This is a genomic window from Pseudomonas sp. IT-P44 (assembly GCF_949768225.1).
Classification (GTDB): Bacteria; Pseudomonadota; Gammaproteobacteria; order Pseudomonadales; family Pseudomonadaceae; genus Aquipseudomonas; species Aquipseudomonas migulae.
The window spans coordinates 47,547-60,556 of record NZ_CATKQM010000014.1 but is presented as its reverse complement, the minus strand read 5'-3'; the positions used below and the strand labels follow the sequence as shown (position 1 = coordinate 60,556).

Annotated in this window: 16 protein-coding genes; 5 read left to right on the top strand and 11 right to left on the bottom strand. The window is 61.3% G+C overall.

Translation table 11 applies throughout. The annotated features are described in order from the left end of the window. Positions 1-7: 7 nt before the first annotated feature. The 4 genes from rlmH to ACM6IO_RS09240 form a co-directional block, all read right to left on the bottom strand. On the bottom strand, positions 8-475 hold the full coding sequence (gene rlmH / locus ACM6IO_RS09255; RefSeq protein ID WP_007937439.1) for a 23S rRNA (pseudouridine(1915)-N(3))-methyltransferase RlmH: 468 nt from the start codon (positions 473-475) through the stop codon (positions 8-10). A 9-nt stretch (positions 476-484) separates the two neighbouring features. Continuing rightward, the gene (gene rsfS / locus ACM6IO_RS09250; RefSeq protein ID WP_008035092.1) at positions 485-979 is read right to left on the bottom strand and encodes a ribosome silencing factor; all 495 of its coding nucleotides are present in this window, start codon (positions 977-979) and stop codon (positions 485-487) included. Between the two features lie 72 nt (positions 980-1,051). Beyond that, entirely contained in the window at positions 1,052-1,741 is a 690-nt protein-coding gene (gene nadD, locus ACM6IO_RS09245) for a nicotinate-nucleotide adenylyltransferase (protein WP_414911324.1), read from the bottom strand. A gap of 1 nt (position 1,742) precedes the next feature. Further along, positions 1,743-3,014, bottom strand: coding sequence for a glutamate-5-semialdehyde dehydrogenase (locus tag ACM6IO_RS09240; RefSeq protein WP_192228053.1), 1,272 nt, complete (start codon positions 3,012-3,014; stop codon positions 1,743-1,745). A gap of 177 nt (positions 3,015-3,191) precedes the next feature. Between ACM6IO_RS09240 and ACM6IO_RS09235 the strand changes: the two genes are divergently transcribed. Together ACM6IO_RS09235 and ACM6IO_RS09230 are read left to right on the top strand one after the other, a co-directional pair. Further along, positions 3,192-3,890: a DNA-3-methyladenine glycosylase gene (locus ACM6IO_RS09235; RefSeq protein ID WP_032832881.1), complete on the top strand. Its 699-nt coding sequence runs from the start codon at positions 3,192-3,194 to the stop codon at positions 3,888-3,890. Positions 3,891-4,065: 175 nt separating this feature from the next. Continuing rightward, positions 4,066-5,382: a bifunctional DedA family/phosphatase PAP2 family protein gene (locus ACM6IO_RS09230; protein WP_192228054.1), complete on the top strand. Its 1,317-nt coding sequence runs from the start codon at positions 4,066-4,068 to the stop codon at positions 5,380-5,382. A 53-nt stretch (positions 5,383-5,435) separates the two neighbouring features. Here ACM6IO_RS09230 and ACM6IO_RS09225 read toward each other — a convergent pair whose 3' ends face one another. From ACM6IO_RS09225 to ACM6IO_RS09210, 4 genes are all read right to left on the bottom strand, one after another. After that, complete coding sequence (locus ACM6IO_RS09225; protein WP_008044534.1) at positions 5,436-5,603, bottom strand: hypothetical protein; 168 nt, start codon at positions 5,601-5,603, stop codon at positions 5,436-5,438. 129 nt (positions 5,604-5,732) lie between these two features. After that, positions 5,733-6,323 carry an LON peptidase substrate-binding domain-containing protein gene (locus ACM6IO_RS09220; protein ID WP_008035081.1) on the bottom strand — a complete coding sequence of 197 codons (591 nt, stop codon included), beginning with the start codon at positions 6,321-6,323 and terminating at the stop codon, positions 5,733-5,735. Between the two features lie 10 nt (positions 6,324-6,333). Then, positions 6,334-7,050 (bottom strand): LrgB family protein, encoded by a 717-nt coding sequence (locus ACM6IO_RS09215; protein ID WP_008035079.1) that lies wholly within the window; start codon positions 7,048-7,050, stop codon positions 6,334-6,336. Beyond that, positions 7,047-7,409: a CidA/LrgA family protein gene (locus ACM6IO_RS09210; RefSeq protein ID WP_008044533.1), complete on the bottom strand. Its 363-nt coding sequence runs from the start codon at positions 7,407-7,409 to the stop codon at positions 7,047-7,049. The genes ACM6IO_RS09215 and ACM6IO_RS09210 overlap by 4 nt, the downstream gene beginning before the upstream one ends. Positions 7,410-7,592: 183 nt before the next feature. Between ACM6IO_RS09210 and ACM6IO_RS09205 the strand changes: the two genes are divergently transcribed. From ACM6IO_RS09205 to ACM6IO_RS09195, 3 genes are all read left to right on the top strand, one after another. After that, positions 7,593-8,048 carry a MaoC family dehydratase gene (locus ACM6IO_RS09205; protein ID WP_017341009.1) on the top strand — a complete coding sequence of 152 codons (456 nt, stop codon included), beginning with the start codon at positions 7,593-7,595 and terminating at the stop codon, positions 8,046-8,048. A 103-nt stretch (positions 8,049-8,151) separates the two neighbouring features. After that, a complete protein-coding gene (locus ACM6IO_RS09200; RefSeq protein ID WP_192228055.1) occupies positions 8,152-9,870 on the top strand; it encodes a C13 family peptidase in 1,719 nt (572 codons plus the stop codon). A 27-nt stretch (positions 9,871-9,897) separates the two neighbouring features. Next, complete coding sequence (locus ACM6IO_RS09195) at positions 9,898-10,539, top strand: oxidoreductase (protein ID WP_008042977.1); 642 nt, start codon at positions 9,898-9,900, stop codon at positions 10,537-10,539. A gap of 133 nt (positions 10,540-10,672) precedes the next feature. On the opposite strand, the gene ACM6IO_RS09190 is transcribed toward ACM6IO_RS09195, so the two are convergent. Genes ACM6IO_RS09190 through mpl form a run of 3 tightly spaced genes read right to left on the bottom strand, consistent with a single transcriptional unit; the run spans position 10,673 to position 12,928 of the window. Continuing rightward, positions 10,673-10,957 carry a YceK/YidQ family lipoprotein gene (locus tag ACM6IO_RS09190; protein ID WP_008035760.1) on the bottom strand — a complete coding sequence of 95 codons (285 nt, stop codon included), beginning with the start codon at positions 10,955-10,957 and terminating at the stop codon, positions 10,673-10,675. Continuing rightward, positions 10,950-11,582: a flavin prenyltransferase UbiX gene (gene ubiX / locus ACM6IO_RS09185; RefSeq protein ID WP_008035761.1), complete on the bottom strand. Its 633-nt coding sequence runs from the start codon at positions 11,580-11,582 to the stop codon at positions 10,950-10,952. The genes ACM6IO_RS09190 and ubiX overlap by 8 nt, the downstream gene beginning before the upstream one ends. After that, a complete protein-coding gene (gene mpl, locus ACM6IO_RS09180) occupies positions 11,579-12,928 on the bottom strand; it encodes a UDP-N-acetylmuramate:L-alanyl-gamma-D-glutamyl-meso-diaminopimelate ligase (RefSeq protein WP_414911323.1) in 1,350 nt (449 codons plus the stop codon). Before mpl ends, ubiX begins: the two co-directional genes overlap by 4 nt. Positions 12,929-13,010 lie beyond the last annotated feature (82 nt).

Sequence of the window (13,010 nt, the reverse complement as noted above, 5' to 3'; positions counted from 1 at the left end):
GGCAGAACTACTTGTGGTAAGGGTGACCGGACAGAACTGTCCAGGCACGGTACAGCTGTTCGCCGATCAGAATCCGCACCAGCGGGTGCGGCAACGTCAACGGTGACAACGACCAGCGCTGATCGGCCCGCGCACACACTTCCGGCGCCAGCCCTTCGGGGCCGCCGACCATGAAATTCACCGTGCGCGAGTCCAGCCGCCAGCGATCGAGCTCGACCGCCAACTGCTCGGTACTCCAGGGCTTGCCGTGGACTTCGAGGGTGACAACGCGCTCGTTCGGCCCGACCTTGGCCAGCATGGCTTCGCCTTCCTGACGGATGAAGCGTGCCACGTCGGCGTTCTTGCCACGGGTGTTGAGCGGTATTTCCACCAGTTCCAGCGCCAGCTCGGACGGAAGACGCTTGGCATATTCATGCCAGCCTTCTTCCACCCACTTGGGCATGCGTGAACCGACGGCGATCAGTCGCAGTCGCACAGCAATCCCTTACAGCTGGTCTTTGTTGAGCTTGGTGAAATGCTCGTGGGTGTTTTCCGGGCTGTGATGCGCAGCGCTGGCCGAACGGCTCTGCTCTGCACCGGCCCACAGGCGCTCCAGGTCGTAGAACTGGCGAGCCGAGGCGGTCATCATGTGCACGATGACATCGTCCATATCCAGCAGGACCCAGTCGCTGTCGCCCTTGCCTTCTTCACCCAAAGGCTTGACGCCCTGGGCTTTGACGGCTTCGCGGACCTTGTCCAGCATGGCGCCGATCTGGCGGTTGGACGTACCGGTAGCGATGATCATGAAGTCAGTGATGCTCTGCTTTTCACGAACGTCGATGACCTGGATGTCCTGGGCCTTCACGTCTTCCAGGGCTGCCACGGCAACCTTGACCAGCGCTTCGCCAGCCAGCTCAGGGCCGGTTGGCGCTTCTACTGGCAGCGGGGCGCTCTTGAATGTGCCTTTGCGCTTTACTTTAGCTACGTCTTTGTCAGTCATATAAAACTCGTTTTGCTCGTATGTTCGGGCGCTTCGCTACACGCATTCACGTGCCTTGAAGCGCACCCTTTTTCAGTTCGACGCACGGTAAAGTCCGTGCGCATCGATGTAGGCCAGGACCGCGTCGGGCACCAGGAAACGTACCGACTTACCGCTGGCCAGCAGTTGACGGATCTGGGTGGCGGATACCGCGAGCGGCGTCTGCCAGACGAATGCAATCTGTCCGCTCGGCCCTTTAAGGGCCAGCGGGTCGCTCACCGAGCGCGCTGCCAGCAGGTTGCGCAAGGCATCCGGCGGTTCGCTGTCGGCATCCGGGCGTTGCAGCACCAGGATGTGGCAATGCTGGAGCAACTCTTCCCAGCGGTGCCAAGTGGGCAGGCCGCAAAATGCGTCCCAGCCCAAAAGTAGAAAAACCTGGTCTTCAGCAGCCAGTTCGGCACGCATCAGTTCCAGGGTGTCGATGGTGTAGGACGGCTTGTCCCGCTGCAATTCGCGAGCGTCCACCACCAACGGCGCCACACCGGCCACCGCGCATTCGACCATCGCCAGACGGTCCTTCGCCGACACCTGCGGCGTACCGCGATGAGGCGGCCTGGCACTCGGTGTCAGGCGTAACTCGTCGAGCGCCAGCGCTTCGGCGACTTCCAGTGCACCGCGCAAATGGCCGATGTGCACCGGGTCGAACGTCCCGCCCAGCATGCCGATACGTCGAGGCGCAGGTTCGCTGGTGGTTGCCGGGGCCGACGGATTAAGGTCGCCCAAGTCAGACCGACGCCTGGCCGCGCAACTGGCCATCACCGACCACGATGTACTTCTCGCAGGTCAGACCTTCGAGACCCACCGGGCCGCGGGCGTGCAGCTTATCAGTAGAAATGCCAATCTCGGCACCCAATCCGTATTCGAAGCCATCAGCGAAGCAGGTCGGGGTGTTGATCATCACCGACGACGAATCGACTTCCGCGACGAAACGCCGGGTGTCCGCAAGGTTTTCGCTGACGATCGAATCGGTGTGATGGGAGCCGTACTTATTAATGTGCTCGATGGCCTGGTCCAGCCCGTCGACCACGCGGATCGAGAGGATCGGCGCCAGGTACTCGGTGTGCCAGTCTTCTTCAGTGGCCACTGCGGCCTCAATGATCGCCCGAGTGCGCTCGCACCCCCGCAGCTCAACGCCTTTTTCGCGGAACTGGGCAGCTATCGAAGGCAGGAAATCTTTGGCAACGGTTTGATCCACCAACAACGTCTCCATCGCACCGCAAATGCCATAACGGTAAGTCTTGGCATTGAAGGCAATACGCTGGGCCTTCGGCAGATCGGCGTGGGCACTGACGTAAACGTGGCAGATACCGTCCAGATGCTTGATCACCGGCACGCGCGCATCACGGCTGACGCGTTCGATCAGGCCACGGCCGCCACGGGGCACGATGACGTCGACGTATTCAGGCATGGTGATCAGCGCGCCAACGGCGGCACGGTCGGTGGTTTCGACCACTTGAACCACGGCGGCCGGCAGATCGGCTTCGGCCAGGCCGCGTTGAATGCAGGCGGCGATGGCACGGTTGGAATGAATCGCTTCGGAACCGCCGCGCAGGATGGTCGCGTTGCCGGACTTCAGGCACAGGCTGGCGGCGTCGATGGTCACGTTGGGCCGGGATTCGTAAATGATCCCGATCACGCCCAGCGGCACACGCATCTTGCCGACCTGAATCCCCGACGGACGGAAGCTCATGTCGCGAATGGCGCCGACCGGGTCCGGCAACGCTGCAACCTGACGCAGACCGACGATCATGCCGTCGATACGCTCCGGTGTCAGCGCCAGACGTTCCAGCAGCGCAGGTTCCAGGCCATTGGCTCGACCAGCCGCCAGATCCAGCTCATTGGCGGCCGTCAGCTCGGCACGCGCGGCATCCAGCGCATTGGCAGCCGCCTGCAAGGCGCGGTTTTTCTGCGCGGTGCTGGCACGGCCGATGATGCGCGACGCTTCACGGGCGGCGCGACCCAGGCGGGTCATGTAGTCGAGAACGGACTCAGTCATTGTCTGCTGTGATCTTGGCAAAGATGAAAGCGGCAGATTATAGCTGTCGCGTCCCCTGACTAACAGCGGTGACGGGCGGATGGTCGAAATGGAGGGCAATTTGCCGACGTTCAGCCGTGATTAAGCTGCAAATTGTTATCATCACGACTCAATCAGCTTTGATAAATGCCGTTCATCATGTCCAACCTGACTGTTCGTGCGACCGCTGCGGGCCTGCCCACCGGGCTCCCGGACGCATTTTTCGACCGGGATGCGCAAACGCTGGCCCGGGATTTACTTGGCAAAGTCATCCGGCATCGGGTCGGTGAACTGTGGCTCAGCGCCCGGATCATCGAGACCGAGGCCTATTACTTCGAAGAAAAAGGCAGCCATGCCTCTCTCGGCTACACAGAAAAGCGTAAGGCTTTGTTTCTGGATGGCGGCCACATTTATATGTATTACGCCCGGGGCGGCGACTCCCTGAATTTCAGCGCTCAAGGTCCGGGCAATGCGGTTTTGATTAAGTCCGCTTATCCGTGGGTCGATGAGTTGAGCGGCCCGGCAAGCCTGGCGCAGATGCTGCTGAACAATCCCGACGCCCAGGGCCGCCCTCGCCCGTCGCAAAAACTCTGTGCCGGGCAAACGCTGTTGTGCAAGGCGCTGGGTTTGAAGGTGCCGGTCTGGGACGCCAAGCGTTTTGATCATGAAGTGCTGCTGGTGGAGGATGTCGGCCCGGCGCCGGGTCACATCATTCAAACCACACGCCTGGGTATTCCCCATGGGCGCGATGAACATTTGATGTACCGCTTCGTCGATGCAGCTTACGCGCCGTATTGCACGCGAAACCCGCTGCGACGGGGGCAGGTCGAAGGTCGCGATTATTTTTTGCTCACTTGAACAATGAAAATCCCTTGTAGGAGCAAGCTTGCTCGCGATAGTGGTCTGACAGTCGAAGCAGATGTTGCCTGACACTCCGCCATCGCGAGCAAGCTTGCTCCTACAAGGGCCTGTAGTGTTTTGAAGATTGTGTTCGGCCCTTGAGGCCAATTGATTATTCAATGGAGTTGTTTTTATGGGCCCATGGCTCGATAGCGTGACCGGATGGCTGACGGTCAACCCGCAATGGCTGGCTGCGGCGGTGTTCATCGTGGCCTTCGTGGAATGCCTGGCGATTGCCGGACTGATCGTACCCGGCACGGTGTTGCTGTTTGCCGTCGCCGTGCTGGCCGGCAGCGGTGCACTGTCGTTGAGCGAAACCTTGCTGCTGGGATTCGTTGCCGGCGTGCTGGGCGATATCGTTTCCTACTTTGTTGGGCGACATTTCCATCAGAACATCCGGCGCCTGCCCGGCCTGCGCCATCACCCGGAGTGGATCGCCGGTGCCGAGGCTTACTTCCAGCGCTATGGCATCGCCAGCCTGCTGGTCGGACGATTCATCGGGCCACTAAGGCCGATGCTGCCGATGGTCGCCGGGATGTTCGACATGCCGTTCCCGCGCTTCGTCGCCGTCAGCCTGCTGGCCACTGCCGGCTGGAGCGTCGCCTACCTGCTGCCCGGCTGGGCCACGGGCGCGGCGATTCGCTTGCCATTACCGGAAGGTTTCTGGCCTGAGGCCGGGATCGTCGCCGGCAGCATCGCCGTGATGGTCGGCCTGAGCGCAACCAGCAGCCTGCGCCGTCATCGCAAGGCCACGATACTGATCGCCAGCATGAGCTTGTTGATTCTGGCCGGATTGTTTATCGGCTACCCGCACCTCACCGCTCTCGACCAGGGCTTGATGACCCTGGTGCAGGAACACCGCAGCCCGATGCTCGATGAAGTCGCCGTGACTTTCACGCTGATCGGCGAGTTCCGCAACATGCTCCTGTTCAGCGCCCTGCTCACCGTTTTGCTGCTGCTGACCCGGCAATGGCGCCAGGCGATTTTCGCCGGCAGCACGCTGCTCGTCACCGCACTAGGCAATACGCTCACCAAACACTTTTTCGCCCGGTTGCGCCCGGAAGTCCTGAGCGACCCGCTTACCAGCTACAGCATGCCCAGCGGCCATGCCTCGGGCTCTTTCGCGCTGTTTCTGACGCTCGCCGTGCTGGCCGGTCGCGGACAACCGCCAAGGATGCGCCTGACCTGGTTGCTGCTGGGCTGCCTGCCGGCGCTGGCGATTGCCTTGTCACGCGTGTACCTGGGCGCGCACTGGCCAACGGATGTGCTGGCCGGCGCCATGCTGGCGGCGTGCGTGTGTGCGGCGAGCCTGGGGTTGAGTCAGCGCCAGACGCCGCTCAACGCCATGCCACCCAAAGTCTGGTGGCTGGTGTTGCCGGCGATGGTGGTGTTATTCGGCTTCTTCGCGTTGCGGCATTTACCGCACGCAATGTTGCGGTATGCCTATTGATCGAACACAAAAAGCCCGAGCATTGCTCGGGCTTTTTTATCCAGCGAAATTGTTCAAGTACGTCGAGCTTCGCGTTTTTCGATCAGCGCATCCGCGGCATCGGCGGCAGCCTGAGCAGCGACTTCATAGTTGAATCGCTGTTGACTCTTCAGCACGACCAGCATGACCTCAACGGCGCATTGATCCCAGATAGCCTGTTTTTGTGTTGCGTCGGAATCCATCTGCATCTTCCTTTTCAAGTGTGAACCCACTTCCTGTGGGCAGACTTGAAACTATGCGTATCCGTTGCTTCCGACAATGCTGGCCTGAGGCCCAAACTGCTACCAAATGCGTTCATTAGCCCTTCGCTCTCAAGCGAACAACTCACCCTGCAATTCATCGAGCAGCGCCTGGATCGCATCCAGTCGTTGCTGCGGATCATCGAGTTGCAGCAGGTCGATCTTGTCCACCTCGGCGAATGGCAGCAGGTACGCCAACTGATTGGCCAGCGACTGTTGCCCGGTCGCTTCGGTGCCCATGTTCAGCGCTTCGACCATCGGGTGTTCGGCCAGGGCCTTGAGCAGTGCGACGAGGTCGGCATCCTCATCCTGCAAGGGTTGCTCCGGTTCGTCTTCCAGCCACTCGACCTCGGCGACGGTCAACTGATCGCGCTGAACCTCGGTGCGCAACACGTGAAAACGCCGCCCGCCCTGCACCCGAATGCCCAGCAGGCCATTGTCCTGCTGCTTGAAATCGGTGATCAGCGCCTCACACCCGACCAGCGCATAACCTGACGGGGCGATGCCGACCTCCTCACCCTCAAGAATGCACACCACGCCGAAGCCGCCGCCCTGTTTCATGCAGCGACCAATCATGTCCAGGTAGCGCGCCTCGAAGATCTGCAAGTCGAGGATGCAGCCCGGAAACAGCACCGTATTCAGCGGGAAAAGCGGCAAGCTCATAGACATTTCCTTACACCACCATCGACACCGCCAACGGCAGGAACACCGCCGTGGCCACGCCCATCAGACTCATCGCCAGCGCCGCGAAGGCGCCGCATTCTTCACTTTCCTGCATCGCCACGGCCGTGCCCACCGCATGGGCGGTCATGCCCAGCGCCATGCCGCGCGCCTCGGGGCTGTGGACGCCGAGCCGGTTCAGCAGGCTCGGCCCAAAGATCGCCCCGATCACGCCGGTGATCAACACAAAAACCGCCGCCAGCGCCGCGACGCCGCCGATCTGTTCGGCCACCAGCATGGCAATCGGCGAGGTCACCGACTTCGGCGCCATGGTCATCAGGATCATGTGCTCGGCACCAAACGACCACCCCAGCAACACGCCCATGCCGGTGGCAATCACGCCACCTATCACCAGCGTAGTAAATATCGGCCAGAACAACTGCCGAATCCGCCGCAGGTTGAGGTAAAGCGGCACGGCCAGCGCAACGGTGGCAGGGCCGAGCAAAATACTGAGGATCTCGGTGCTCTTGCGGTACTCGGCGTAGGTCAGGCCGCAGCCGACCAGCACGCCAATGACCAACAGCATGGAGACCAGCACCGGCTGCAGAAAAATCCAGCGGGTTTTCTCGAACGCCGCCAACACCAGCTGATAGGCGCCGAGGGTGATGCCGATGCCGAACAACGGATGATGAATCACCGACACCCAGGCGCCCTGCCAGTCGAAGATCATTGCGAGTCCTCGCGGTGCGCGTGGCGTTTGACCATGCGCTGCATCAGCACACCGGCGAACGCCATGGACAGCAGCAGCGACAACACCAGTGCGCCGACGATGGCCCAGAAGTCCGCGGCAATGTCCTTGGCGTAAACCATCACGCCCACGGCCGGCGGCACCAGCAGCAATGGCAGGTAACGCAACAGGCTGCCGGCCGCCAGGCTCAACGGTTCGCCGACCTGGCCACGGCTGATCAGGAACACCAGCAGAAGCAGCAGGCCAATGATCGGCCCCGGCAGCACCGGCAAAAACAAATGGTTGATGGCGGTGCCCAGCAATTGGAACAACACCAGCCAGGTCAGGCCACGTAACAACATCCGTCCTCTCCCCCGAAAAATCGCGCCCGGCATTATAAGCATGCCAACGCTATAGACCGGCATTCGCCAAAAGCATGGTCAGTTGACCGGAGCAATTTGCCATGTTGATCTAAAGTGGTAATCCGGGAGGTCAAATCCCTCCACCTCAAAACTATAAAACCGATGAACCCAAGGAGAGTCTCAATGCCCTATGTTCCAGTTGCAGAGCTCAAAGATTATGTCGGCAAGGAACTTGGACGTTCCGAATGGCTAACTATCGATCAGGAGCGCATCAACCTGTTCGCCGAAGCCACTGGAGACTATCAGTTCATCCACGTCGACCCGGTCAAAGCCGCGCAAACGCCATTTGGCAGCACCATTGCCCACGGTTTCCTGTCGCTGTCGCTGATCCCGAAACTGATGGAAGACATCCTCATCCTGCCTGAAGGCTTGAAGATGGTGGTCAATTACGGCCTCGACAGCGTGCGGTTCATTCAGCCGGTCAAGGTCAATTCGAAAGTGCGCCTCAAGGTCGATCTGACCGAAGTCACCGAGAAGAAGCCCGGCCAATGGCTGCTCAAGGCCACCGCCACGCTCGAGATCGAAGGTTCGGAAAAACCGGCCTATATCGCCGAGCCACTGTCGCTCTGCTTCGTGTAAACGCTCCCGGATGCGAAGCAGCTCACGCTGTTTCGCGACCTCTCTCTATATCTCAGTCATAGAGCTGCGGCATACTCGGTCGCCTAATTGCCCGGATCCCGCTATGCGCTCACTTGCACTCATTGCCTTGACCCTGATGCTCACCGCTTGTGGCGACAGCGAATCGCTGTTGCCGCCCGATGCGCGCCTGCCGGACGGCGGCCGCTATCGCGGTGACCTGGTCAACGGATTGCTGCAAGGCCAGGGTCGAGTCGATTACCCGAACGGCAGCTGGTACGCCGGCAGTTTCGACAAGGGCCAGTGGCACGGCCAGGGCGAATGGCACGGCAGCAACGGCGAGCTGTATCGCGGCAATTTCAACCTGGGGCTGTTCGACGGCCAGGGCACGCTGACCACCAGCGGCAGCAGCTACACCGGCGGCTTCAAGGCGGGTCGGCGCGAAGGCGAAGGCACTCTCAAAGAAAACGGCATGACCTACCGCGGCGAATTCAAGGCCGATCAATATTCGGGGCTCGGCCGTCTGGAACTCGAAGACGGCAGCTCGTATCAAGGTCAGTTCGCCCACGGCAAACCCAACGGCGAAGGCCAGCGTGGCGACGCCAGCGGCAATCAGTTCACCGGGCATTTCAAGGACGGTCAGCTGGAAGGCAACGGGACATTCAACAGCGCTGAAGGCGACATTTACGTCGGCAGCTTCAAGAACAACCAACTGCACGGCAAGGGCCGCTACGAAAACGCCGACGGTGATGTCTGGCTCGGCCAGTTCAAGGAAGGCTCGCTGAATGGCAAAGGCGAGTTGATCGGCGCCGACGGCAGCCACTACATCGGCCAGTTCAGCGACTGGCGCTTCACCGGTCAGGGCCGACTGAACCTTTCAGATGGCAGCTTCTACATCGGCCAGTTCGACGGCGACAATTATCAGGGACGCGGCACGCTGGTGCTGACCGATGGCACCGTGCAGAGCGGCACGTGGGCCAATGGTCAGCGAGTACGCGATGCCGACGGCAAGCTGTTGCCCGACAGCCTTGAACTCGGCTTGCTGGCCCAGGGCCGCTTGCTCGAAGACGCGCTGGCCAATGTGCCGGCTTCGACCCCGGCGATCGAGTTGTACACCTTGACCGTCGGCGGTGACGGCAAGCAGAGCGTGTTCCTGCGTGAATCCGATTATGTCAGCAACATGCTCACCAGCCGTTTCGGTGCGTTTGGCCAGATCCGCCTGGTGAACCATCGCGACCACCTCGTCGACCGGCCGATGGCCACCCGGGAAAACCTGCGCCGTGCGGCGCTGACGCTGGCCGAGCGTAGCGGCCCGGAAGACCTGATCTTCATCTACCTGACCAGCCACGGCACCAGCGAGCACGAACTGGTGCTCGACCAGCCACGCATGGAGCTGTCCGACCTGCCGGCCAACGAACTCGGCGCCGTGCTCGCCCCGCTGAAAAACCGCGACAAGATCATCGTGATTTCGTCTTGCTACTCCGGTGGTTTCATCCCCGCCCTGAAGGACGAACGCACCCTGATCATGACCGCGTCGCGCGCCGACCGCGTGTCCTTCGGGTGCTCGGAAGAAGCCAACTTCACCTACTTCGGCGACGCGCTGTTCGCCCAGGCCCTGAACCAGACCGACGACCTGGAACAAGCCTTCAAGCTGGCCAAGGCCTCCGTGGCCGAGCGTGAATTGGCGGACAGTTTCGAAGCCTCTGAACCGCAAATCTGGGCGCCGAAAACCGTTCTCTCCCATTGGCAGCTATTACGCAAACAGCAGGCACGAAAAGCGCTACAAAGTGTCTCTATCGACAGCAAGGACGCAAAGAGCAACTAAGCTGATCAGTATCAAGGGGGACATATTATGTACTTGACGCCTCAGCACGTATTGCTTGCCGGAGCTACCGGGTTAACCGGTGAACACTTGCTTGATCGCCTGCTCAACGAGCCCACGATCACGCGCGTATTGGCCCCCTCACGTCGGCCGCTGGCCGAGCATCCGCATCTGGAAAACCCGGTCGGCGACCCGGCGATGTTCCTGCCGCAACTTAGCGGTCGCGTCGACATCGCCTACTGCTGCCTCGGCACCACGATCAAACAGGCCGGCTCGGAAGCGGCGTTCCGCGCGGTCGACCTCGACATGGTAGTGGCCTTCGCCAAACGGGCGCGGGAAATGGGTGCGCGACACTTGATCGTTATCAGCGCCCTGGGGGCCGATCGCAGATCCTCGGTTTTCTACAACCGGGTCAAAGGCGAGATGGAGTACGCATTGCGCGCACAAAACTGGCCACAGCTGACCATTTGTCGACCTTCGGTGTTGCTGGGTGAGCGCCTCGAACCGCGCCTGGCCGAGCAGGTCGCCGGTCCGTTGTCCCGCTTGATCCCCGGCAAATACCGTGGCATCGAAGCTTGCCAACTGGCCAGGGCGATGTGGCGACTGGCGCTGGAAGAACAGGATGGGATACGGATTGTCGAGTCGGATGAGTTGAGGAAGCTAGGCAAGTAATTCTTTGTCGTTTGAGCGGACGCCTTCGCGGGCAAGCCTCGCTCCTACAGGGTCAATGGTGAACCTGTAGGAGCGAGCGGTGCGGCGGTCCGACTTGCCCGCGAAGGCCGCAACACCGATCTAACGCCGAACGCTACAACCCACCCGTCGCCTGAAAACTCACGCCGATCACCGTCAACACCGACAACGGCAACAGCAACGTATCAAGCAACGCGCTGGCCGGCAGATCGACACCCGGATAGCTCGGCGCCTCCGCCCCAAAACGATCCATCGCACAGCAACCGCCATTCAGGGCGTACAAATCCAGGCGCGTGCCCGCATACACCACCGGTGCCCCCGGCTTGGCAGCATCCAGCGTGCGCGCCGTGGCGCACCCCGCCAGTTGCAGCGCCAGCACAATCGTCAGCAGCTTATTCATCGCTGGTCAGATGGTGTTCGCCCCAACGCGGCAGCATGTCTTGTGGAATGTTCAGCAGGTTGAGAATCCGCGCCACCACGAAATCGATCAGATCATCGATGGTCTGCGGCTGATGATAGAAGCCCGGCGACGCCGGCAAAATGGTCACGCCCATGTTCGACAACTTGAGCATGTGCTCCAGATGAATGCTCGAATACGGCGCTTCACGCGGCACCAGAATCAGCTGGCGACGCTCCTTCAGCGTGACATCGGCGGCGCGCTCGATCAGGTTGTTACAGGCACCGGTGGCAATGGCCGACAGCGTACCGGTCGAACACGGCACGACCACCATCGCCGACGGCGCACCGGAGCCCGAGGCCACCGGTGACATCCAGTCTTCCTTGCCGTACACCCGAATCTGCCCGGCGGCAGCGCCGGTGTACTCGGTGAGGAAGGCCTGCATCATTTGGGTTTTCGGCGGCAGCGTGACGTCAGTCTCGGTGGCCATCACCAGTTGCGCAGCCTTGGAAATCAGGAAGTGCACCTCGCGGTCTTCGCGGATCAGGCAGTCCAGCAGGCGCAAACCGTACTGGGCGCCCGAAGCGCCGGTCATCGCCAGCGTGATGCGTTCCGGGCCGTTGTTCATTGCAGCGCCTCGGCGAGTTTGCCGTGCAGGCCGCCGAAGCCGCCGTTGCTCATGATCACCACGTGAGTGCCGGGCTGCGCCTGGCTCTTCACACGGTCGATGATGCCTTCCAGTGATTCGCTGACAATCGACGGCACCGTGCACAGCGCCGCCGTTGCGCCCAGATCCCAACCGAGGTTGGCCGGTGCGTACCAGATCACCTGATCGGCATCGACCACGCTTTCCGGCAAGCCGTCGCGGTGCGCGCCGAGCTTCATGGAGTTGGAGCGCGGCTCGATGATGGCGATCAGCGGCGCGTCGCCGATGCGTTTGCGCAGACCGTCGAGGGTCGTGGCGATGGCCGTCGGGTGATGGGCAAAATCGTCATAGATGGTAATGCCGCGGACCTCGGCGACTTTCTCCATACGGCGCTTCACGCTTTTGAACGCGCTCAACGCGGCAATGCCCATCGATGGCACAACACCGACATGCCGCGCGGCTGCCAGGGTGGCCAGTGCGTTGGCAACGTTATGCTGGCCGGTCATGTCCCACTCGACCACGCCTTGAGCGACGCCTTCGAACATCACTTCGAATTTCGAACCGTCTTCGCTCAGCAGTTTGACCTGCCACTGACCACCGGCGCCGGTGGTTTGCACCGGGGTCCAGCAGCCCATCTCGATCACGCGCTGCAATGCCGGCTCGGTGGTCGGATGGATCACCAGGCCTTCGCTCGGGATGGTCCGCACCAAATGGTGGAACTGCCGCTCGATGGCCGGCAGATCGGGGAAGATGTCAGCGTGATCGAACTCCAGGTTGTTCAGGATCGCCGTGCGCGGGCGGTAGTGAACGAACTTGGAGCGCTTGTCGAAGAACGCACTGTCGTACTCGTCGGCTTCGATCACGAAGAACGGCGTGCCGCCCAGACGCGCCGACACCGAGAAATTCTGCGGCACGCCGCCGATCAGGAAACCGGGGCTCATGCCCGCGTGTTCCAGCACCCAGGCCAGCATGCTGCTGGTGGTGGTCTTGCCGTGCGTACCGGCGACGGCCAGCACCCAGCGGCCTTGCAACACGTGATCGGCCAGCCATTGCGGACCGGAGACGTATGGCAGGCCTTTGTTCAGTACGTATTCAACAGCTGGGTTGCCGCGGGACATGGCGTTGCCGATGACCACCAGATCCGGCGCCGGATCGAGCTGCGCAGGGTCATAACCTTGGGTCAGTTCAATGCCCTGCGCCTCGAGCTGAGTGCTCATCGGCGGATAGACGTTGGCATCGGAGCCGGTCACGTGATGGCCCAGCTCTTTGGCCAGAACCGCCATCGAACCCATGAAAGTGCCGCAGATACCAAGAATATGAATGTGCATTAGTCGACCTCGTAAAACATGGCCGCAGGTTAGCGTAGGGAGGCGAAAATCGCACCTTGTGTTTGTAGGAGCGAGCGGTGCG

Excerpts from the sequence above, each read along its gene's own strand:
- rsfS (WP_008035092.1), bottom strand. The coding sequence starts at position 979 with ATGACTGACAAAGACGTAGCTAAAGTAAAGCGCAAAGGCACATTCAAG.
- ACM6IO_RS09240 (WP_192228053.1), bottom strand. The coding sequence starts at position 3,014 with ATGACTGAGTCCGTTCTCGACTACATGACCCGCCTGGGTCGCGCCGCC.
- ACM6IO_RS09235 (WP_032832881.1), top strand. The coding sequence starts at position 3,192 with ATGTCCAACCTGACTGTTCGTGCGACCGCTGCGGGCCTGCCCACCGGG.
- ACM6IO_RS09230 (WP_192228054.1), top strand. The coding sequence starts at position 4,066 with ATGGGCCCATGGCTCGATAGCGTGACCGGATGGCTGACGGTCAACCCG.
- ACM6IO_RS09225 (WP_008044534.1), bottom strand. The coding sequence starts at position 5,603 with ATGGATTCCGACGCAACACAAAAACAGGCTATCTGGGATCAATGCGCC.
- ACM6IO_RS09220 (WP_008035081.1), bottom strand. The coding sequence starts at position 6,323 with ATGAGCTTGCCGCTTTTCCCGCTGAATACGGTGCTGTTTCCGGGCTGC.
- ACM6IO_RS09215 (WP_008035079.1), bottom strand. The coding sequence starts at position 7,050 with ATGATCTTCGACTGGCAGGGCGCCTGGGTGTCGGTGATTCATCATCCG.
- ACM6IO_RS09210 (WP_008044533.1), bottom strand. The coding sequence starts at position 7,409 with ATGTTGTTACGTGGCCTGACCTGGCTGGTGTTGTTCCAATTGCTGGGC.
- ACM6IO_RS09205 (WP_017341009.1), top strand. The coding sequence starts at position 7,593 with ATGCCCTATGTTCCAGTTGCAGAGCTCAAAGATTATGTCGGCAAGGAA.
- ACM6IO_RS09200 (WP_192228055.1), top strand. The coding sequence starts at position 8,152 with ATGCGCTCACTTGCACTCATTGCCTTGACCCTGATGCTCACCGCTTGT.
- ACM6IO_RS09195 (WP_008042977.1), top strand. The coding sequence starts at position 9,898 with ATGTACTTGACGCCTCAGCACGTATTGCTTGCCGGAGCTACCGGGTTA.
- ACM6IO_RS09190 (WP_008035760.1), bottom strand. The coding sequence starts at position 10,957 with ATGAATAAGCTGCTGACGATTGTGCTGGCGCTGCAACTGGCGGGGTGC.
- ubiX (WP_008035761.1), bottom strand. The coding sequence starts at position 11,582 with ATGAACAACGGCCCGGAACGCATCACGCTGGCGATGACCGGCGCTTCG.
- mpl (WP_414911323.1), bottom strand. The coding sequence starts at position 12,928 with ATGCACATTCATATTCTTGGTATCTGCGGCACTTTCATGGGTTCGATG.